Annotated in this window: 25 protein-coding genes and 2 tRNA genes; 1 reads left to right on the forward strand and 26 read right to left on the reverse strand. The window is 37.7% G+C overall.

The features are described from left to right. From ISS83_01410 to pilM, 15 genes are all read right to left on the reverse strand, one after another. Positions 1-2,216 (reverse strand): hypothetical protein (locus tag ISS83_01410; GenBank protein ID MBL7142311.1); only part of this gene is annotated, 2,216 nt, incomplete at its 3' end. 55 nt (positions 2,217-2,271) lie between these two features. After that, positions 2,272-3,201 (reverse strand): hypothetical protein, encoded by a 930-nt coding sequence (locus ISS83_01415; protein ID MBL7142312.1) that lies wholly within the window; start codon positions 3,199-3,201, stop codon positions 2,272-2,274. A gap of 169 nt (positions 3,202-3,370) precedes the next feature. After that, complete coding sequence (locus tag ISS83_01420; GenBank protein MBL7142313.1) at positions 3,371-4,102, reverse strand: hypothetical protein; 732 nt, start codon at positions 4,100-4,102, stop codon at positions 3,371-3,373. 49 nt (positions 4,103-4,151) lie between these two features. Then, a complete protein-coding gene (locus tag ISS83_01425; GenBank protein MBL7142314.1) occupies positions 4,152-4,589 on the reverse strand; it encodes a hypothetical protein in 438 nt (145 codons plus the stop codon). A 4-nt stretch (positions 4,590-4,593) separates the two neighbouring features. Next, the gene (locus ISS83_01430) at positions 4,594-5,055 is read right to left on the reverse strand and encodes a hypothetical protein (protein ID MBL7142315.1); all 462 of its coding nucleotides are present in this window, start codon (positions 5,053-5,055) and stop codon (positions 4,594-4,596) included. A 4-nt stretch (positions 5,056-5,059) separates the two neighbouring features. Then, entirely contained in the window at positions 5,060-5,866 is an 807-nt protein-coding gene (locus ISS83_01435; protein MBL7142316.1) for a prepilin peptidase, read from the reverse strand. Positions 5,867-5,965: 99 nt separating this feature from the next. Then, positions 5,966-6,409 (reverse strand): prepilin-type N-terminal cleavage/methylation domain-containing protein, encoded by a 444-nt coding sequence (locus tag ISS83_01440; GenBank protein MBL7142317.1) that lies wholly within the window; start codon positions 6,407-6,409, stop codon positions 5,966-5,968. A 127-nt stretch (positions 6,410-6,536) separates the two neighbouring features. After that, positions 6,537-7,739 carry a type II secretion system F family protein gene (locus ISS83_01445; GenBank protein ID MBL7142318.1) on the reverse strand — a complete coding sequence of 401 codons (1,203 nt, stop codon included), beginning with the start codon at positions 7,737-7,739 and terminating at the stop codon, positions 6,537-6,539. A 141-nt stretch (positions 7,740-7,880) separates the two neighbouring features. Continuing rightward, positions 7,881-8,972: a type IV pilus twitching motility protein PilT gene (locus ISS83_01450; GenBank protein ID MBL7142319.1), complete on the reverse strand. Its 1,092-nt coding sequence runs from the start codon at positions 8,970-8,972 to the stop codon at positions 7,881-7,883. Continuing rightward, positions 8,969-9,331, reverse strand: a complete 363-nt coding sequence (locus ISS83_01455; protein ID MBL7142320.1) for a response regulator — start codon at positions 9,329-9,331, stop codon at positions 8,969-8,971. The genes ISS83_01450 and ISS83_01455 overlap by 4 nt, the downstream gene beginning before the upstream one ends. 52 nt (positions 9,332-9,383) lie before the next feature. Beyond that, positions 9,384-11,111 (reverse strand): type II/IV secretion system protein, encoded by a 1,728-nt coding sequence (locus ISS83_01460; GenBank protein MBL7142321.1) that lies wholly within the window; start codon positions 11,109-11,111, stop codon positions 9,384-9,386. 145 nt (positions 11,112-11,256) lie between these two features. Continuing rightward, the gene (locus ISS83_01465) at positions 11,257-11,577 is read right to left on the reverse strand and encodes a hypothetical protein (protein MBL7142322.1); all 321 of its coding nucleotides are present in this window, start codon (positions 11,575-11,577) and stop codon (positions 11,257-11,259) included. A gap of 1 nt (position 11,578) precedes the next feature. After that, on the reverse strand, positions 11,579-12,118 hold the full coding sequence (pilO, locus tag ISS83_01470; protein MBL7142323.1) for a type 4a pilus biogenesis protein PilO: 540 nt from the start codon (positions 12,116-12,118) through the stop codon (positions 11,579-11,581). Beyond that, complete coding sequence (locus tag ISS83_01475) at positions 12,115-12,639, reverse strand: hypothetical protein (GenBank protein ID MBL7142324.1); 525 nt, start codon at positions 12,637-12,639, stop codon at positions 12,115-12,117. Before ISS83_01475 ends, pilO begins: the two co-directional genes overlap by 4 nt. A 3-nt stretch (positions 12,640-12,642) precedes the next feature. Then, entirely contained in the window at positions 12,643-13,737 is a 1,095-nt protein-coding gene (gene pilM, locus ISS83_01480) for a type IV pilus assembly protein PilM (GenBank protein MBL7142325.1), read from the reverse strand. 49 nt (positions 13,738-13,786) lie between these two features. Between pilM and ISS83_01485 the strand changes: the two genes are divergently transcribed. After that, positions 13,787-14,191 (forward strand): ComF family protein, encoded by a 405-nt coding sequence (locus ISS83_01485; GenBank protein MBL7142326.1) that lies wholly within the window; start codon positions 13,787-13,789, stop codon positions 14,189-14,191. Positions 14,192-14,239: 48 nt separating this feature from the next. Here ISS83_01485 and ISS83_01490 read toward each other — a convergent pair whose 3' ends face one another. From ISS83_01490 to ISS83_01540, 11 genes are all read right to left on the reverse strand, one after another. Next, positions 14,240-14,836 carry a hypothetical protein gene (locus ISS83_01490; protein MBL7142327.1) on the reverse strand — a complete coding sequence of 199 codons (597 nt, stop codon included), beginning with the start codon at positions 14,834-14,836 and terminating at the stop codon, positions 14,240-14,242. Between the two features lie 220 nt (positions 14,837-15,056). Then, entirely contained in the window at positions 15,057-15,308 is a 252-nt protein-coding gene (locus tag ISS83_01495; GenBank protein ID MBL7142328.1) for a GIY-YIG nuclease family protein, read from the reverse strand. An 83-nt stretch (positions 15,309-15,391) separates the two neighbouring features. Continuing rightward, positions 15,392-15,475 (reverse strand) — tRNA-Ser (locus ISS83_01500). A gap of 229 nt (positions 15,476-15,704) precedes the next feature. Then, positions 15,705-16,076, reverse strand: coding sequence for a C39 family peptidase (locus tag ISS83_01505; GenBank protein ID MBL7142329.1), 372 nt, complete (start codon positions 16,074-16,076; stop codon positions 15,705-15,707). A 92-nt stretch (positions 16,077-16,168) separates the two neighbouring features. Beyond that, a complete protein-coding gene (locus ISS83_01510; protein ID MBL7142330.1) occupies positions 16,169-16,780 on the reverse strand; it encodes a hypothetical protein in 612 nt (203 codons plus the stop codon). A 303-nt stretch (positions 16,781-17,083) separates the two neighbouring features. Beyond that, positions 17,084-17,767 (reverse strand): tRNA ligase, encoded by a 684-nt coding sequence (locus ISS83_01515; GenBank protein ID MBL7142331.1) that lies wholly within the window; start codon positions 17,765-17,767, stop codon positions 17,084-17,086. Between the two features lie 87 nt (positions 17,768-17,854). Then, positions 17,855-18,229 (reverse strand): VOC family protein, encoded by a 375-nt coding sequence (locus ISS83_01520; GenBank protein MBL7142332.1) that lies wholly within the window; start codon positions 18,227-18,229, stop codon positions 17,855-17,857. Positions 18,230-18,651: 422 nt separating this feature from the next. After that, positions 18,652-18,936, reverse strand: a complete 285-nt coding sequence (locus tag ISS83_01525; GenBank protein MBL7142333.1) for a hypothetical protein — start codon at positions 18,934-18,936, stop codon at positions 18,652-18,654. A 52-nt stretch (positions 18,937-18,988) separates the two neighbouring features. Beyond that, on the reverse strand, positions 18,989-19,204 hold the full coding sequence (locus tag ISS83_01530; protein MBL7142334.1) for a hypothetical protein: 216 nt from the start codon (positions 19,202-19,204) through the stop codon (positions 18,989-18,991). A gap of 37 nt (positions 19,205-19,241) precedes the next feature. Beyond that, entirely contained in the window at positions 19,242-19,445 is a 204-nt protein-coding gene (locus tag ISS83_01535) for a GIY-YIG nuclease family protein (GenBank protein ID MBL7142335.1), read from the reverse strand. Positions 19,446-19,527: 82 nt separating this feature from the next. Beyond that, positions 19,528-19,615, reverse strand: a tRNA-Ser gene (locus tag ISS83_01540). Between the last annotated feature and the right edge of the window lie 53 nt (positions 19,616-19,668).

Below are 19,668 nucleotides of genomic sequence, written 5' to 3' on the forward strand. Positions count from 1 at the left end.
TTAGATAAATTAAAAGTGGATGCGCCGCAAGCAGAATTATCATTGTTAGTTACGGTTATCGTGTAAGTAAGCTGCTGTCCTGGGTCTCCTGTTTGAGAAGAAGGAGTTAAGGATACAGAAGGATCAGCTCTGGTGCAAGCAGTTTGTGTAGTAAATTGCTGCTGGCCGCCATCGGAAAGAAAAATAACTGCTCTTCTTTCATTAGTATCAGCAAGATTTGACCAGCCGGCTGAGTTATATGCCTGGGTTTTATAATAATAAATTTGCCCTGAAGTCATGTTGGTCAAAGTACCCTGAAAATTAGTAGCAACACTGCCGGATACAATATTATTGCATGCAGAAATATTAGGACTGTTACTCCAACAAAATCTTGTCTGAGTAACAGTTGTCCCCCCATCACCACTAATCGTTCCCCTAAAAATAGCTCGATTATTTTGAATTTCCGTAGCCCCAACCGTAGCAATATCAGTAGTAACAGTAGGAACAGTAATGATTTCGTATGTGTCAAAATTAAGGTCATTGTTATTCCACCCGCTTACAAGCGGACCATCGTCACAATACTGAGAAATATCATTATCCTGCGGAGATGTATAAATTGGAAGCGCATGCCATTTTATTTTAGCAATAGTATTATTTCCTTTCTTCCAGCTCGAGCTTCCGGATAGAACATCAGAATATTCATCACCATAATTAGGATACTGACCAAAACTAGAGGGAGATACCCAATACATATAGCCTCGACGGTATGCTGACTGGTCACCCTGATAATTTATCAGACCCATCATTCTTTGTAGAGTAACGGTATCATCATCATAACAGTTAATATACATCCATTGCGCTTCGCCAGGGGCAACTCTGTTTTTAATAGCATAAACATTATCCAAATAGATATCGCCAGTGCCTCCTGAAATAATGCTGGTATGCGTTCCGCCAGCCCTATCACTGATATCAACTGAAGCAATGTGCCAGTGACCATCGTTAATTAGAGTAATGGCATTTGCTGAATGACTATAACTAGAACAAGTAGTTGGGGTATCGGCAATTTCAACCCATCCTCCGCCATTAATCATAAGACAAGCTGTTTCTCCAACGTCAATTTTATAAGCAAAAACTATACTGGGATAGGTTACTGCCGAAAAACTCGTTGTTTTCCGCACCCAGCTTCCTCTATTGTGAGTAGAATAACTTCCTTCGAACGAATTAGTTGACCTCTCGCTGAAGTCCCCACTATCCGGAAGCCATTGCGTTCCTTCGGCATACAGTTCAACTTTTTCACTAGAATTATCAGGAATAAGAACAATTCCGTGAGCTACGGGGGGGGAGGCGACAGATGACACCGTTACAGTAACACTTGTCCCGCTTGTATTATTGCCAGCTGCATCATAACACCTAGCATACATTGTATGGTTTCCTGTGCTAGTAAAAGTATGAGAACGAGAGGCAGTACAGCTGGTGCAGGGAAAAGAACCACTCATTGTACCCTGACTAACGCCGTCAACATAAAGATTACAGGAAGTAACTCCCACATTGTCTGAAACAGAAGCAGAAAAAGTAGCTGCTACATTAACTGTGGCTGAAGTGGGTGAAGTTTGTCCGACGCTGGGAGGAATTGTGTCCCCCGGAACAGACTCATTAATTATTACATCATCAATGACAATATAATCGTTTGAACCGCTCAATTCATCAAATTGAATATAATAGGTTGTGTTACTCGGTACGGTAAAATTAATTGTTTTTTGCGACCAAGAAGTACTGGTAATTCCATAATAGCCAGGAGAAGGAGTAATATTTGTTCCTCTTGTTCCCTGGAAAGTGCTTCGATAAACCCTAAGGCCGGAATTATTGCCTCCTCCGGCGCAACTGCCAACATTTCTAACCCAGAATGTCAAAGCATATTGGTTGCTGGCGCTCATGCTTAATCCTTTTGTCACCAACATAGACGGTAAAGAATAAAAATCAGTCTGGTAAGCCGATGCCGCGTAGTAGCCGGTTCCCCGATAAATATTGCCGCATTGCGTTCTTCCAAGTTTCCAAAAATTATCATCTGTTGTCCAACCAGTTGAAGGAGGAATGACGCAGGTTTGACCTTGATAGCAAGTGCTGTCAAAATATTCCTCAAGGATTATCCCTGCATTAGTTTTCCCAACCAATGCAAAACCAAAAATCACCAAAACCGCCAGAAAGATAAATATAAATGATGTTTTATAATTTAACATTAAAAATTAATTTTGGTCGTTTTTAAATTTGTCATTTATTAAAAATTCTAAACTATCACCAGCTGCCGCCGTTTTTAGCGAAAGCTTTAAAATAATAAGTGGTGTTTGAATTTAAACTAGAAATATTGGCTGAAAAATTACCGGTGGAAGTTCTTGTTTGAACAGCAGTACTATTCCCTAAAGAAGTGGTTGGTCCCCATTCAAACCAAACCAAACAATTAGCCGCACGACCTATGTCGTTAAGAGTTCCATTAAGAGTAGCAGAACTGGTGGTAATACTAGTAGCTGTGTTAGTAGTTACGCCAGGAGTAGTAATCTGGGCACTGGCTGCAGTAACGGTTAATTGGTAAGTAACGCAGCGCGTTAAACCTCCACCTGTCCCGCAAACGTTTATTGAATAGGTACCAGTTGGAGTGCTTCCAGCCGTATTAATAGTCATTGATGAAGAGCAAGTCGGATTGCAAGAAGAAATAGGAGGGATTGAAGCTCCCGACGGCAATCCGGAAACAGAAAAATAAACCGGCTGAGTGGTTCCTGAAAGCAAAGTAGCAATTATATTTGTAGACACTGAACTTCCTTGAGTTGCGGAGTCTGAAGTTGGATTAACCGCAACTAAAAAATCAAAAGTCGGAGCACCTGTTGCGATACAACAAACTTGCGTAGAATAAACGCCGCATTGTGCTATGTGTGCGTTATAGACGTTGGAAATCGAAGCCAAACAAACATAACCCGAAGAACAACTAGTTGAGTAAGTACAAGATATTGTTTCGCTAGCTAAAGGAGTTAAACAAGCGCTATTTGAATAGTTGAAATAATTGGCTTGTTCAACCTGAGCGTTTGTTAGTGCTGATAATTTTAAAAAAGCAGTGCCACCACTGCAAGATGTTCCGCTTATCCCAGAACAACAAACATAATTGCTGTAATTTGACTGGCTTGGAAGTTCAGCGTGAGCATTATATGATGCTGACATTTTTAAAACATACATACCACCCGAAGGACAGGAATTAAACGAGCAACTTAAAGCCGCCTCTGCTGTATTGACCAAGGCAAAAAATAGAAAAAGAGATAATAATGTAATAACTATTTTTTTCATCAGCTAAAAATCGGAAATTTATAAATTTTATCTTTCTAGACGGTTTTATTTATTTACATCATTAAAGCTTACAACAACGAGCATAGGCGGTGGAATTGCCGTATCCATTACATATACTATTACCGACAGCACAATACCAACCATTGCCAGAAGGATAACTCCAAGTCATGCCACACTGATAACCGCCAGAGCAACCTCCGCCAGTCATAATATAACCGGTACCAGCAGAAGCACAAGAAGCATATGCATAATTATTAGTAGCGGAAACAGTTACTGTTGTGCAATTTAAAGAGGGATTCTGCCAAGAAACTCCTGCTCCTGCGTTTTTTGTTAAAATCTGATATGCCAACCCAAAACTACTATTATAATCTTTAATTCCATTTGTACCAGAAAGATCTAAATAATCATCCGGCCTAATAAAACCTGTCGCACGAATATCACCGCTAACGTCTAATTTATAACTTGCTGACATTTTTCCAATAGCAACCTTAACAGTGCTATAATTAAGCGTATAAAGGTTGTCGGCACCATTTAACGCCCAATAATTCGTTCCTCCGCCGCTACAAACAGCACAAGCAAGAACGCCGCTAGAATTACTTTGAAGACATTCTCCTGCAGGACAATAAAAATTAGCTATTTCATTCCAAGTATGACCCACAGGTGTTGGCTTGGAACCAGTAGTTGCGGTTCCGGGCGAAGCTTGAATAATCTGGACAGCCGCAAAAGCAACACCTATTAAACTAACTACAATTAAAGTAAATAAATATTCTTTTTTAACTTTTCCCATTTTCATTTTTTAAGTATTTTTTGATTAATTTGATATATCGACCTTTGTGTTTTATTTAAGGCAATATTTGAACGAGATTCACATTATTAATCTCGTTCTTTCCACTAATATCTTCTTGAGATATAACTAAAACCTCATCTCCTTCTTTAAAATCAGAAAGGATAATTTCTTTCTTTTCCGGAACAAACTCAGTGCCGGCCGGAGGAGAATTGTCTGGAGAAAAAGGCGCTTCTAATTTAATCAGTTTGGTTGTTTCTGAAACAATAACCTTAAATTCTCCATTCGCTGTCTTTATTGTCAAAAAACCATTTTCAATGTCAATGCTGGAAACTTTTCCAGCCAAGCTTAATGTTTCTGTAATTACGCCTTCTCCCGTGGTAAAACTCTCTCCTTCAAATCCGGCTTTTTCCTTTTTAAAGAAAAAGAAACAGAAAACCATAACAGAAATTAAAACCAAAATAACCAGTATTATAATAATTTTATTTCTAGGCATATTTTTAAGAAAGAATTTGGATTAACTCAACGTCATCAAGTTCAGTTTTATCAACAAGATTTGTTGTTGTCTTAATAAATAGCTTGTCTCCTTCATGAAAATCAGAAATGTTTATTTTTTCTTCCGTTGGCGTAAAAACTCCTCCTTCTTTCGGTAAATCTTCAGGATCAGTGGGCAGCCCCAATTTTATCATTTTTGTTTCTTCTTTAATAATTACTTTAATTTCTTTTTCTTGGTTTTCCGGTTTTACTATTAGAAAACTATTTTCAATATCTATGCTTAAAACAGTGGCTGAAAGACTAATAGTTTCCCCAGACTCTTCTCCACTCTCTTCTAAAAAACCTTCTTCTGAGACAGGTTCTTCTTCAGGAGCAATTTTTCCTTTTTGTAAAAAGCTAAAAACAATAATTCCTCCGATAATTAATACGATAACTACGCCTAGAACAATTATTGTATTCTTTGACATTATATTATTTTAACAAAAATAAATTCAAATACCAGTCAAGCATCTTTTCCCCCCAGAACAAAGCAAGGAATGTTCCTGCCACCAAGAATGGGCCGAAAGGAACCTCTGATTTTAAGGTCTTTCTCTTCAAAACTATTAATCCCAATCCTATTATAGCACCGATAAAAAAAGCTAAAAACAAGGCAGTTAAGATATTCGGCCAGCCCAAAAACAGACCCATCAAGAAAGCCAACTTTATATCGCCAATCCCCATCCAGCGTCCCCGGGAAACTAAAACTATCAAAAGAAAAAAAGCAGCTGCCAAAAAAGCGGAAATAGAATATTGGATTAAAAGACCAGAATCACCAATTACGAATATAAAGTAAAAGATACTATATATGATGGCAAAAATAATAGCAGGATAAACTACTTTATCAGGAATGATAAAATGTTTGAGGTCGAAAACGAAAATAACAATCAGAAAGCAAGAAATGACAATTAAGAATAACAGATTAAGAATATTTTCAAAATTGAACAATTGAATTTTAAATACGAAATTAAAAATGAAAACAAACAAAAAACCGGTAAAAATCTCAACTAAAGGATACTGGAACGATATCGGCTTTCCGCAGTAACGGCATTTCCCTTTCAAGAACAAAAAACTAAAAACAGGAATTAAATCCTGCCAAGACAATGTATGTTTGCAATGAGGACAAAAAGACCTGCCTTTTGAAAAGTTTCCTCCGGTTTCAAGCCGATAAATCAAACAATTCAAAAAAGAACCGATTACTAAGCCTAAAACGAATATAAGCAAAGTAAAAAACAAGTTCATTAGCATATTATATATTACTAATTTAAGCTAATCAACCAAAAAAAAGAAAAATCCCGGCAAAATGCCGGGAATTTTCCTTTTAATTCAACGAAATATTCATTACCATCCGCAATCAAGAGTAGTCGGAGCAGTGCTTGTGCTAAGCGTTCCCCCACGAGATGCGGCAAAAATAAGTTTATCTGCGTCTACGCTTTCAAGAGTAGCATAAACACAATATTCTTGGTCATCGGAGACATTACTAACCCAACCGTAATCAACATTCTGCGGATCTTGAGGAATATTGGGAAGATACCTTCCAATCCCAATTGCTCTAAGAAGAGCCATTGTTGTTTCTGTAGCGTAAACCTGATCATCATCATAATACATTTCCATAGCCAGAGATATTTGCCTCATATCTGACTGCCTTTGGGCATTTCGGGCTTTTTCCCTAACCCCGCTCAAAGAAACTAAAACAATTGTAGCCAAAATACCGATAATGGCGATAACGACCAATAACTCAATAAGAGTGAAACCGCGATGCTTTCTGTTAAAATACTGAATCATACATTTGAATATTTTTAAAAAGAAAGTTAATCGACCTTTAAAATTGTTAATACGCAAATCAATTGACCAAACCTTTACCAATTTTACCACATTATCTTTGAGACGACAAAAAACGTCAAGTGGAAAACTATAGGGAAACCATTTTGTACATAGGGACCAGAATGGAAAGCATGAGTCCAGCTACCACCACGCCTAAAAACACGATCAATGCCGGTTCCAAAATGCTCAAAGTGTTTTCAATCGTCCTGTCTATTTCCTTTTGATAGAAATCAACAATACTCATCAAGGTGGTATCCAGGCTTCCCGTCCTTTCACCAACCAAGACCATCTGGACAAAAACAGGAGAGAAAAGCTCTGGCGATTTACTTAAAATCTCGGAAATCGCCTTTCCTTTTCTCACCTCGTCCCTGGTTTTTAGAATCACTTCCTTGTAAAGGGTATTGTCAATAATGTCTGCTACTATTTCTAATGCCTGGGCAATGGGCAAACCTCCGGAAATTAAAGTTGAAAGGTTTTCAGCAAAACGGTTGATAAAAATCATTTTGAACAAAGGGCTGAACAAAGGTAACTTGAGCAAAATATTATCAAAAAACCTTCTCCCTTTTTCAGTGCGGTAATATCTCAGGCCAAAAATCACTAAAAAAACAAATATCAGCAAGATCGCTAATCCGAACTGCCTGAAAAATTCAGCTATCGCTATGATAATCTGCGTTATCAAAGGCAGGGTTTCTCCACTAGCTTCCAAAACTTCAGAAAGATGGGGAATAACGAAAAACACCAACAAGGCTAAAATCAGGAAAACGACAAAAAGAACCAGAAGAGGATAAAGCATGGCGCCCTTTACCCTGCCTAATAAATGATATTCCCTTTCCAAATGCTCTGCTAAATAATCCAAGACTTCGGAAAGCTTTCCGGAAACCTCGCCTGATTTTATCATGGCAATATAAAAGGAAGAGAAAATGTTGGGATAATTAGACAAAGCGCCAGAAAAAGAGCTGCCGCCTTCCACATCATCCGATATCTTTAAAATCTTTTCTTTGAACTCAAAACTCTGTGACTGGGAAGAAAGAACTCTCAGGGATTCAACCAAAGGCACCCTGGATCTGAACATAATGGACAGCTGCCGGGAAAACAAAACTACGTCTTTTTGGGAAATTTTCTCAAAAAGCTTTATCCTAGTAGCATAAAAAGGCTGGACCGCTTCTTCCAGAAAAGTGACGTATAAACCGTATTTCTGCAAAAGGTTGATTGCCCCCTCTTTTGAGGAAGCTTCAACCTGGCCAGCTCTAATTTCGCCTGTTTTAGTGCGGACTTGATAGTTGAATTTCACCCCGTTAGAAGTCTGTCTTTATATGATTAAGACAATCAATTTAAACAGACCTTTATTTATTTGTTATACCCCATTATTGCAGAACAGAAAAAATTTAAATTTAAATTTTTTCTCTCCAAGACTTCTAACGGGGTTCATAAACTATCTTATAAGTATCTTGAGCTCAGAAGGGTTCAAAGAATAATTAAGTGCGTTTTCCAAGGAAATTTCTTTATTTTTTACCAAATTAGCCAAAGCTCTGTTTAAAGAAACCATTCCTTTTTCCGCAGAAGTTTCAATGACCAAGGGCAGCTCATGTATCTTGTTCTCTCTAATTAAATTAGCCACAGCCGGCGTAGCCAGCATTATTTCGCAGGCAGGAATCAAGCCTCCTTTTATTCTCGGCACCAAGCGCTGAGAGATTACACCGAGCAAGGAACCTGACAACTGGGCTCTGACCTGGCCCTGCTGTTCCGGAGGAAAAGAATCAACGATTCTGTGTATGCTCTGGCTGGCAGAATTGGTATGCAAAGTGGCAAAAACCAGATGCCCGGTTTCAGCAGCTGTAATAGCAATGGCAATTGTTTCAGGGTCCCTCATTTCCCCCACCATGATAACGTCAGGATCCTGGCGGAAAGTGGAACGAAGCGCCCTGGAAAAACTAAGGGTGTCCTGATAAACCTCTCTCTGGTCAATTATGCTTCTATCGTCTTGGAAAATATATTCAATCGGGTCTTCAATGGTAATGATATGGTCTTTTCTAGTCCTATTTATCTCGTCTATCAAGGCAGCTAAAGTCGTTGATTTGCCGTGGCTGGAAGGTCCGGTAATTAAAACAAAGCCTTGGGATGCTTTGGTGAATTCGTGCAAAAGAGGAGGAAGATTCAACTGTTCAATAGTTTTAACTTCTGCTGGCACCTGACGAAGGGCAATGGAAATTTCCTCTCTCTGGAAGAAAACGTTAACTCTGAACCTTGCTTTGTCTTCAAAATTATATGAAAAGTCAATTTCTTTCTCTCCTAAAAAGTTTTGATACTGTTCAGTATTCATTAAAGCTTTTGTCAGCTCCTGCATGTCGCTTGAAATCAAAACCGGCTCTTTCAAAAGAGGGACCAAAGTGCCTGACACTCTCAAGACAGGCTGGTGCCCGACCGAAAGATGCAAGTCGGAAGCTTGTTCTTTTATGGTTATCTCAAGGAATTCTTTTAATTTGACTATGTGGTTTCCGTCTACGACGTTGGGTGTTTTTTTCATATGATTTTTTTGATTTCTTCCACTACCTGACTAGGCGTGTAGTGGGCTTTAATTAAGTATTTGCTGACTCCCAAATTTATTCCTTTCTCAACCTCTTCTTTTTGGCCGAGATTTGAAAGAATGATTATTTTTAAATCTTTAAGAGTTGCCTCTGATTTTATGCTTCTGAGGATTTCCCAGCCGTCAACCTTGGGCAAAACAATATCCAAAAGAACCAAGTCAGGCTTTTTTGCTTTCACTTTTTCCAAAGCCTGCTCTCCGTCAGAAGCCACTTCGACTAAAAATCCTGATTCTTTCAGCTTTGTCGTATAAATATCTATTAAAAACGGGTCGTCTTCTATTAATAATATTTGTTTCATAAATCGAGTTTTAATTTATTAGTTCATGGAAAAGAAGATTTATCTTCTTTGACTATTTTTCTTCGGCCACCCTTAATACTTCCTCAATGGTTGTAATGCCCCGCAACGCTTTTAAAATGCCGTCTTGCTTCATTGTTACCATGCTCTGCTCGTCCGCTTCTTTTTTAATCATGTGTTCGGAAGGCTCTTTTAAAATTATATCAGAAAGCGAAGGCGTTGCCGATAAAATCTCAAATATTCCGATTCTGCCCGTAAACCCAGCACCGTTGCATTTTGGACAGCCTTTGCTTTTGAAAAGACTGAATGTTTTCTCAATCTTAAGGGAATTTTTGACTTTCAAAGGAAGCTCCTCAATTTCTTTTAGGATAATGTCTCTGATTTTGGGATTGGGCTTTATCTCTTCTTTGCAGTCGTCGCACAGCCTCCTGATTAATCTCTGGGCCATGGCTAATTGGAGTGTTGAAGGAATCAAATACGGCTCAATGCCCATATCAACCAATCTCGGGATAACGCCCAGAGCATTGGAAGTATGCAAAGTTGAAAGAACAATGTGGCCGGTTAGGGCAGCATGGATAACCAAGCTGGCTGTTTCCTTATCTCTGATTTCACCGACCATAATAATGTCAGGGTCCTGCCTTAATATCTGGCGGAGGCCGGAAGCAAAACTGTAGCCGATTTCCGGCCTTACCTGGGACTGGTTTATGCCTTCAATAAAATATTCCACCGGGTCTTCCAAGGTTACAATATTCACCCCTTCTTTATTCAATAACTGCAAAATGGCATAGAGCGTAGTTGTTTTACCGCAGCCTGTGGGACCGGTAGCCAGTATTAATCCGTAGGGCTTTGAAATACCCTCCTGCACCACCTCCAGATTCCTGCTTTCCAAACCCAATGCCTCAAAGCTTTTCAAGCCGGTTTCAGGATCCAATACCCTGATAGCTGCTTTTTCTCCCATGGTAGTGGGAAAAGTAGAAACACGGAAATCAATGGACTTTGTGTTTATTTTCGTGGAAAACCTGCCGTCCTGGGGAATCCTTGTTTCATCAATTTTCAAGTTAGAAAGTATTTTTATTCTGGCAATAACTGCCTGACTGATATTCAAAGGCAAGAATATAGAAGAGTACAGTATGCCCAATAGCCTGAATCTGATTCTCAGTTTGTCTTTGGCCGGCTCAATATGAATGTCAGAAGCATTGCCCTCTACCGCATGCCTCAAAATAACAGCAACGATTTTGGTGATCGGCGCTTCTTCTGTCATCCTCTGAAACTCAACCCGAGTCAATGGTTTTTTCTTTCCTTTTTCTTCCTTCAACTCAGTTTCCAGCTCTTCTAAAGCTATGCCAACTTCTTTTTTCAAGTTGCTGTATTGCTTTAAAAGATCTTTAAAAGTTTTGTCAGTAATTAAGAAAATGCGGTAATTGAAATTTCCCTGTCTAGCCAGAAACTTCAAAGCTTCCTGGGCTTTCAAATCTTCAGGGTAAACCATGCCCACTTCTAAATCTTTTTCTGTTTTCTGTATGGGAATCATCTGGTAGTATTTGGCTGTTTCCTCAGGAATTAATTCCAAAGTCTGTAAAGGAACTTTTTCAATCACCACCTCTTTCAAAGGTATTTTTAAAGATTCGCTTTTAATGCTAAAAAGCTCTATCTCCGGAATCAAACCTGATTCCAAAATCACCTCTTCTTCTCTTCTGTTTGAACTTTTGATTCCTTTTTCCAGGGAATCGCTCTTTTCTTTGTCCAGTATTCCTTTTTCAATTAATTTTTTAAGTAAAGACATATTGTGGTATTACCTAATTATGTCGCGGCACGTCCCGCTTACAGCGGGACTAACACCGCTCCTTAAAAACCCTCTGTTTTTAATATTTTCCTATACGGAGAAACCGAATGGTTTCCCCGACCCCCTTCCGATATCACAAATAATACTAATAGGGCAAGAAGGGATTTTCCCTGCCAATACTTACTCCCGGTATTTTTTCTCCTTCTTCGGTTTCCGAAGGAGCAATTTCTTTAAAGGGCTCTATTTCCGGAAAAGGAATGAGATTTTGCAAATCCTGGCCGATCAGCTTGTTAAAATCGATCTTTATCTCTTTTTTCGGAATAAGGGAGGACTCTTCAATAAGAAGAGACTCTTGCTTTTTGGAAACTCCCTGCCAAATAATAATCAGCGTAATAATAACTATAAAAACGAAAACAACGACTAAGCTCTTTTGGAAATTTTTCTGTTGTAGGAAAATAATAGCCATTTTAGTAAGAATGAATTTTTATCTTCAAAGCAACGCTGAACAAATCTTCCTTGGTCGGGGAAGTAAAAGAAATGTCTTCTACCTCAATAAGCCTAGCTGATTTTTCTAAAACAACAAGAAAGCTTTTTAAAGCGGTATAGGAGCCAGAAATCTTTAAACTCATTGATATTTCCTTGACGTTAGTCATGCCTCCGGCAGCAGTAACAGTAAAAGGGCTTACGTTTTCCAAAACTAGACCTGACTGGCTGCAGGCTAACTGAATGAAATTAAGCAGGGAAGGCATATCAATGGAATCTGGCAAAGCAGAATCGATTTTTGACGTTGCTTCGCTGTTTTCTGCCAGCTTGGCTTTTACCGTGTCAATTTCTGCAAAATACTGCTCTTGTTCTTCTATTTCCATCTTTTTGATGTTAATGCTGTTTTGCAATTCTTTCAGGCTTTGGTATTTAGGCCACAAAAGAGTCGGCCCCAAAATAAGGGAAAAAACAAAACAGCCGATAATAATAATTGGAATAAAATCTATAAGATTGAACCTGCTCATCTTAAAATACCGGGTTTAATAGATATTGATAATTCAAAATCAACGTTTCTTTCCTTACTTATGGAAACTTTCTGCAAATCCACTTTCGAAACCCAATCGCTTTGTTTAAGAATTAAAATCTGCTGGCCGAGAATTTCAAAAGTCGGCGTTTTCCCGGATAGAATCATCTTGTCCCCTGTGGTATTCAGGTTAAATTTCAAAAACCAAGTTTGGGGATGCGAAGACTGCTGAATCAAATCAAAAATCTTGGAACTTCTTGTGTGTTGGTCAAGCAGCTGGAAAAAATATCCAATCTTGTTGTTGTATTTTAAAACCTCTCTTTCTGCCGCACTCCTTTCCAATGACCTTAACTCATTCAAAGACATAGTTAATCCCTGGAGAACATCGCCAGCTCTTTTCACGGAACTGCTCAAAATGAAATAGCTCAAAATAGATAAAAGCAGAATAATCAAAAAAGCGAAAAGCAGGTTATTCAGCCAACCTGGTAATCTTGCGGTTTCTTTTGGTATTATTCCAACCATATATTAGTATTCCAAACCTCTTAAAGCTGTTCCGACAGCTATGGAATAGCCGGGTCCCATTTCTTTTAACTTTTCTTCCAAAATGGGAGGGTAAAAAATATTCGTAAAAGGATTGGCAATTTCCACTTCCTTGTTTAAGGTTTCTTCAAAATACTCTTTTAACCCTGGAAGCAGAGCCGTACCGCCGGCAATTATCACCTTTTGGATTTCTTTTTTCTCCTGCTGATAAAAAGTATTGCATATTCCCTGGACCTCTCTCAGAATAACATCGATCAAGGGAAGAAGTATTGATCTAATATTTTGAACGTTTTGCCCTTCTTCAACAGTTAAGGGCCTTATGCCGTATTGCCTCTTTATTTTCTCAGCTTTAGCAAAACCAATACTCAAAGATTGGGCAACCATTGAAGTAAAATCATCTCCTGACGTATCAAAGCTGTGAGAACTTTTTAAGGCTCTTTTATCGACAATAGTACAGGTAGTGCTTTGCGCCCCGATATCTATTAAAGCAATTGGTCTTTTTTCTTCTTCTCCTACTAAAGCTCTCATCAAGCTGAAAGCTTCCGCTTCCAAGGAAAACAATTCCATTTGGGAAAGCTTGGCAATCTCCTGGTACTGGCTTATTATTTCGTTGGGAGCAGCTACCAAAAGAATTTTGAATCCTTTTTTCCCGTTAGCTAATGGCTTATCACCAATTATCTGCCAGTCAAGGGTTACCTCTGATAAAGGAAGGGGAATATATTGCTTAGCTTCGTATTTAATGGCCTGGGGCAGTTCTTCCCTGGTCATTGACGGCAAATTGAAATTAGTGAAAAAAGTAGAAAAATCGGGAATGGAAAAAACCACTTTCTGAGTTTTAATGCCAGCTTCCTCTTTGACCGCCTTTATCGCTTTAGCAACGTCTTTATTGGAAAGAGATAAGGTATTTTTATCAAATGTTCTGAATGGCTTGTCGTAAAAAACAGAAGCGGAAATCTGACCGTAATTCTCCAATTTTCTCTGGTGGCCGAACCTATACATTTCCACCATCTTAACGTAAGAAGTGCCAATATCTATTCCTAAGAATTTTCTGGGCAGCAATGCCTGAATGAAATTCCACATAATGTTTTTTTATTATACTATGAATATTGTCTAAAAAGAATAGTAATCCATGTGGATAAAAACCAAAAACCTTGCCAAGGAACTCAAGGAACCCTTCTCTTCTTTAATAATATCTCACTTTCAATTAATGGACAACCAGCCTGATTTCAAGGATTTTTCATTGATTCCCGTACCTTTGCATATTAAAAGGTTGAAATGGCGTGGCTTCAACCAGGCAGAAGAATTGAGCAAGGAACTGAGTGAATTCTTTAAAATTCCCTTGATTACAAACTGCCTGATAAAAAAAACTGACAAAAAAGAATTTTTAATAAAAGACAATGAGTTCGTTAGAGACAAAAACATTCTGCTGGTTGACGACTTTTTCTCAACTGGTTCAACTATGGAAGAATGCGCAAAAACTTTGAAAGAAGCTCAAGCCAGAAAAGTCATCGGACTGGTTATCGCCAGAGAATAAAAAATCCGCAAAAAGCATGATTTTTTAATTCGTTCTACCAAAAACAATTTAAAGAATATTAATCCAAAATAATTCAGTCTGTAAAAAGTGGAATGAAACAATAGTCAAAAGGGCAAAAACATAAATCAAGATCCATTGGAAATGGAGCAAACGTTGCTGATACGTAGCGATAATGCTTTTACGGTTCTGCTGTAACGCTTGAATAGCGCCCCAGATGCCGTCGAACAGATTATTGTTTTTTACCTGATCTGCCTCCTTATCGGTAACGCTTCCCATGGCTTTGGTTAGTCGCGTAATAGTGGTTGAAGGATGAAACTCATTATATGCCCAATCGTTATGTTTAAGAATTCTTGTATAGTGTTCTCTGATAATTTCCCGCATTTCTGAATGTATTCTTGGATAAACCATAAAAACTCTATAGAGAGTCGAATAAAGTCCGTCTCGTTCCGCAATAATATCAACGATTTTATTGTAACGATCATTCTGCCTGGCAATGAAAAAGCCGGAGAACAAAGCGAAAAAGAAAACGCTCGCTACCGCTAATTGCGAGGCGAGATCAATCGAAATGTTTAATTTTGCTACAAAAACAAAAACTGAGAATAAAATTACAAAAATAACAGATAGAAAAATATATGATTTATTCATGCGTTTGTTTAATCAGTATATTAAAAAAACAAATAGCTGTCAAAATAAAAAATATATTTGCTAATTATTCTTATAATTAGCGGGACATTCGGGTTAAGTACCCGGGGAGACGCTCCTTATAGAGGCATTGTAGGACTTTTTTAAGGATTTTACCAGCGCGGAATTGAGGCATGCGGGTCACTACTCACTCGCTACTAATTGGGTTGCGCTGGGAAACCTTTTAGCTTAAATAATTTCTTAAAATTTTCTTTAAACTTCTTAATCCCCATCCGGATTTCAAATATAATTCTCTGTTCTTTGCGTCCTTTTGACTCAGGAACGCTTCATAAAATATAAGTTTATATGGACGAAATGGTTTTGTCGCAACGCTTTTCCCATCATTATGTTCCTTGAATCTCTTTTTTAAATCAGTCGTATAACCGATATACAAAGATTTATTTTTTAGACTTTGAAGAATATAAACATAATACATATTGAAGGCGAAACGTAATAAATTTGCAAAGCAAATTTAAACGTTTCAGCAACGTAAAAATTTCTCTGAAATTTTGTACGTTGCGGAGGGGGTGGGATTCGAACCCACGAGTCCTTGCGGACGTCGGTTTTCAAAACCGATGGAATAAGCCGCTATCCGACCCCTCCTGAAAAGAAGGCAATATACTAAGGTTAAGTACTCCTAGATTACAGTGTGTTGAAAGATTTTTCAAGTGTCTGCTGAGTCACTATTTTAGGCACGTGAATCAGGATAAACTACAATGATTTGACGGATTATCATTTCTTCCCATGAATTTATAATTTCTCCTGAAAAATCAAACCATACCTTTAAGAAATCATCCTTCTTGATAGTTCTTAGTGCTCCAATTTCATGGTCTTATAAATATATGTATTTATCATCCAGCCCAACCACGACAGAATAATGTCCGTCAGCAACAATGGAATCTGCATGGTCAGAACGGCCCTTTGTAAACCAATCAACAATTACAGGGACTTTTTTATCAAGCCAACTAAGGATATTTTCAAACGTTGAGAAATTTTTAATTTCTACTTTAAAACCAAATGTTTCAGCGGCTCTTCTAATGTCTTTATCGGACGTTCCTAAATCTTTGTCTGTTTTACAAAGCTCAGCAATATCTTTTTCGGTCTTCTGTATGCCAAAATAATCTAAGACCATTTTTAAACAAGCTGGACCACACATACCAGCATTAAGAGTTTCTTGAAAAGGTTTTACGTTTAACAGATTCATAATGGTGATTTTATTAGCTGGGGCTATGGGACGATGCCTGCACTGAGCAAGCGAAGCGAGTCGTAGTGCCTGCCCTGAGTCGCATCGAAGGGTTAGAACCTGTTTAACCTAGTTATTATTTTTAATAATGAAGGGCTCCTTCCCTTCTCAATCTCTATTGCCGGATATTTATATTTCTTTGACTCTCCCTTGAGCCAGAGGTTAAATTGTATTACCCATTCTAACTCTTTTGGCTTAAGCCGATCGGGATACTTGCCGGCATCATCCCATAATCCAAATTTAAATATTCTATTCTCCAACTCTTTCTTGTTATCGTTTAACACAAAAATTGCCTTGATTGATTTATTTCTAGAAAAATCTTTTGAAACTAAATTGGGAAGAATAGCAACTCCCTCGATTATATAAGATTCCCAATTATAATCGCTTTTAATAAAACTTTTTACCCCTTTCCAAACATCAACGCTTTCTTTGTTTTGATCTTTTACAATTTGTTCTGGCGTATGACTCGGCAAATAGATTTCCGGTTTTCTCTCCAAAAAATGAAAAAGATTTGGATATTTTTTCTTGTCTGCTACTTCCCTCATGAATTCTCTAATTGTATCTGTAGAAATCCAGGGAATACCTAATTTTTTTGAAAGCTCTTTGGCTAAAAAAGTTTTACCTGTTCTAGGTGCTCCCCCTATTAAAATAATTTTCTTTTTCATATTTTTATTTTAACAAAAAACCGCCCCAATTACGAGACGACTCCTTGACGATTTATTAACTGATTTCAATAGATATCACTTGATGATAAAGCTGGGGTTATGGGACGATGCCTGCCCTGAGTCACATCGAAGGACTAGAACCTGTTTATTCGCAACCCCGGTCTAGAGCTGGGTCTTTAAGAGGAAATTCGGGGTCTTTTAGGCGTGTCTCATAACGCGTCTCGGTCAGGGGCATCCCGCTATATTCTTTAACAATTTCAAGTTTTTAGCGAGCGAAGCTCGCTAAATTTTGGCGGCAAATCCCTAATTTAATTCGTTCAAAAAAGAATACGACCCACCACAATGTTTAGTTGTTAACTCGCAAACTTCTTTAGCGGCGCTTCGGACATATTCCACATCTGTATTTGCGTTTCCTTCAATAATCATAAAGACATCGTTGCTTTCGGACGTAACTTTTGTCGGCTCAACCTGCAAAACTTCCAACCTACAAATCACATTATTACCATCATCAATATAACTATATTCGCCGGGGAATATAGCAACCGGCTCTGTTTTACCGAGGGGAACAAAAATTTCATCGCCTTTTGTGAGCCGTAAAGTTATATTACCCTGCACTTTATCAATATCATGTGCTCCCAATGCCAAGCCCGTCTTTACGGAAACGAGATTGTAAATATCAACGAGAGTGTTGATGTGAGGAAAACGACCACGTTCGAGGAATAACCAGCGTAAGCCTTCTGGGGATGCAACATACTCTCGATTACTTCTACCAACTTTTGTATGTAAATCTCGGAAGCCGGCAAGAACGGGGTCATCTTTATATTTCTTACCCTCCCATTCTTGCTTAACTTTCTCTAACTCTGAATTTTTATAGTTTTCGAATTCAGCGTTTAAGTCACTGTTCTGAACACCTACGATTCGGGCAGTAAGAATTTTTATTCCCAAATCCAAAACTTCTTTTGTAACTCTAAATGATAAATCTCGCATAAAATTATTTTATCAATTCTTTTTTTAGCTATATCCCAACTGACTGGGGCTATGGGACGATGTTGGAACCTTTTTAAGATAAAAAGGCTATTCGGACTGCACAAGGTTAAATTCGTTGCCATCCGGGTCAGTAAAAACTGCCTTATATTGACCCCAGGATCTTTTTGAAATTTCTTCAACCAATTTTACGTTTTTTGATTTTAATTTATCTACAGTTTTTTTAATATCTTTAGTCTTAAAGATTATTGGATTTCGTCCCCCAATTTTTACCGTGTCCCAGCCTTCACCCCAATTAGGGCAAGGAGTTTCAATATAAAATTTAACATCACCTAATTTCATAAGTAAACACTTGATATCTGGATATTCTTCTATTAACTCCATACCAAGAATTTCAGAATACCATTTTTTTGATTTTTCTATGTCTGAAACGAAAATTTGGATTGAATCAAGTTCTAATTCCATATTTCAATTCTACCAAAAAACTGTCTTTTTGGCGATAAATAAAAACTGCCCAGCGATGGGCGGTTTTTGACGCGGCTCGGTCACACGAACCAAGCACTAGAGAGCTGGCATCCTCGGTCCAGAACCGAGGTTTTAAGGGTGATTTCGGGGCTTTTGGGGCTATCTTACCGACCCGTCTCGGTTGAGCCATAATAATTTTATTTAGGACGGTTTAACAAATTCTCGTGTATACGAACCATCATTTCTTCCCACTTAATGTTATTAATCAATGAGTTTCTGAAGGAATCAATATGCCAACCTCTGTTAAAAATCGAGGCTAATTCTTTTCGTCCAGTCTTGGGCCCGTAACGACAAATCGAAAGTAGTTTTTCAAAATCAGTACCACTCCTATACGTAATAGTTTTCGTGTATAGATCATCTCCTTACCCCACAATAGTTTGCATAATTGGTCTAACTTTTCTAAATTTATAAGCGTGGTTTTTGTAAAGTTTTTTATCGGGTGTGGTCTTTCGCACCCAACTGATTAATTCTTCTTTACCTATTTGTATATGTTCTTGGGCAATGAGTAACAATAGGATATGCACGCCATTTTGAACAGGACATGGGAATTTGTCAGCAGCTTTAAGATAATAACAAGCATTCGCTATATGATCTTTAATTGAAATAGGGACAGTGTTCATATGACTAATATTGAGTGCTGGCCACATGGGACTATGTTGGAACCTTTTTAAATTAAAAACCCAGCCATAAAGCTGATCCTTATTTTTTATAAATTTTCATATCACATTTTTCTTCTGGATTTTCAAAAACAGAACAATCATAATTTCCGTAATTTCCATTTTTACATTTTATCAATTCTTCTTTTTCAACTTCTACACATTTATTATATCTATAATGATTTATTATTAAGGGAACGAATAAAAATATAATAATTATAATTAGCCAATATTTATATTTCTTAATTTTTTCTTTCATTAATTTATTTAATTAATTTTAATTTCTTATCTCTTCTCTACCCCTTAATTTGTCTTTCTCGCGCCAATGCTTCTTTTTGTGTTGGATATTCTTCTTTGTAAATAATCTTCGCTGCATTATGGCTACTAGTATAATGTCCTCCTTTTTTATTCTTATGTTTTAAAAACCTTCTTTCTATATTATTAGTAACGCCAGTATAAATACTATTATCGTCACAAAGAAGAAGGTAGAGATAATACATATTGAAAGCGAAACGTTTAAATTTGCAAAGCAAATTTAAACGTTTCAGCAACGTAAAAATTTCTCTGAAATTTTGTACGTTGCGGAGGAGGTGGGACTCGAACCCACGGACGGCGTTTTAAACCGTCAGAGATTAGCAATCTCCTGCAATAGCCACTATGCGACTCCTCCAACTGTCTTCTATTCTACATTCAAAAACAATAAAAGTCAATTTGAATTTAAGC

The organism is Candidatus Paceibacterota bacterium, assembly GCA_016782605.1.
Lineage (GTDB): Bacteria > Patescibacteriota > Minisyncoccia > Minisyncoccales > RBG-13-42-11 > BS750m-G71.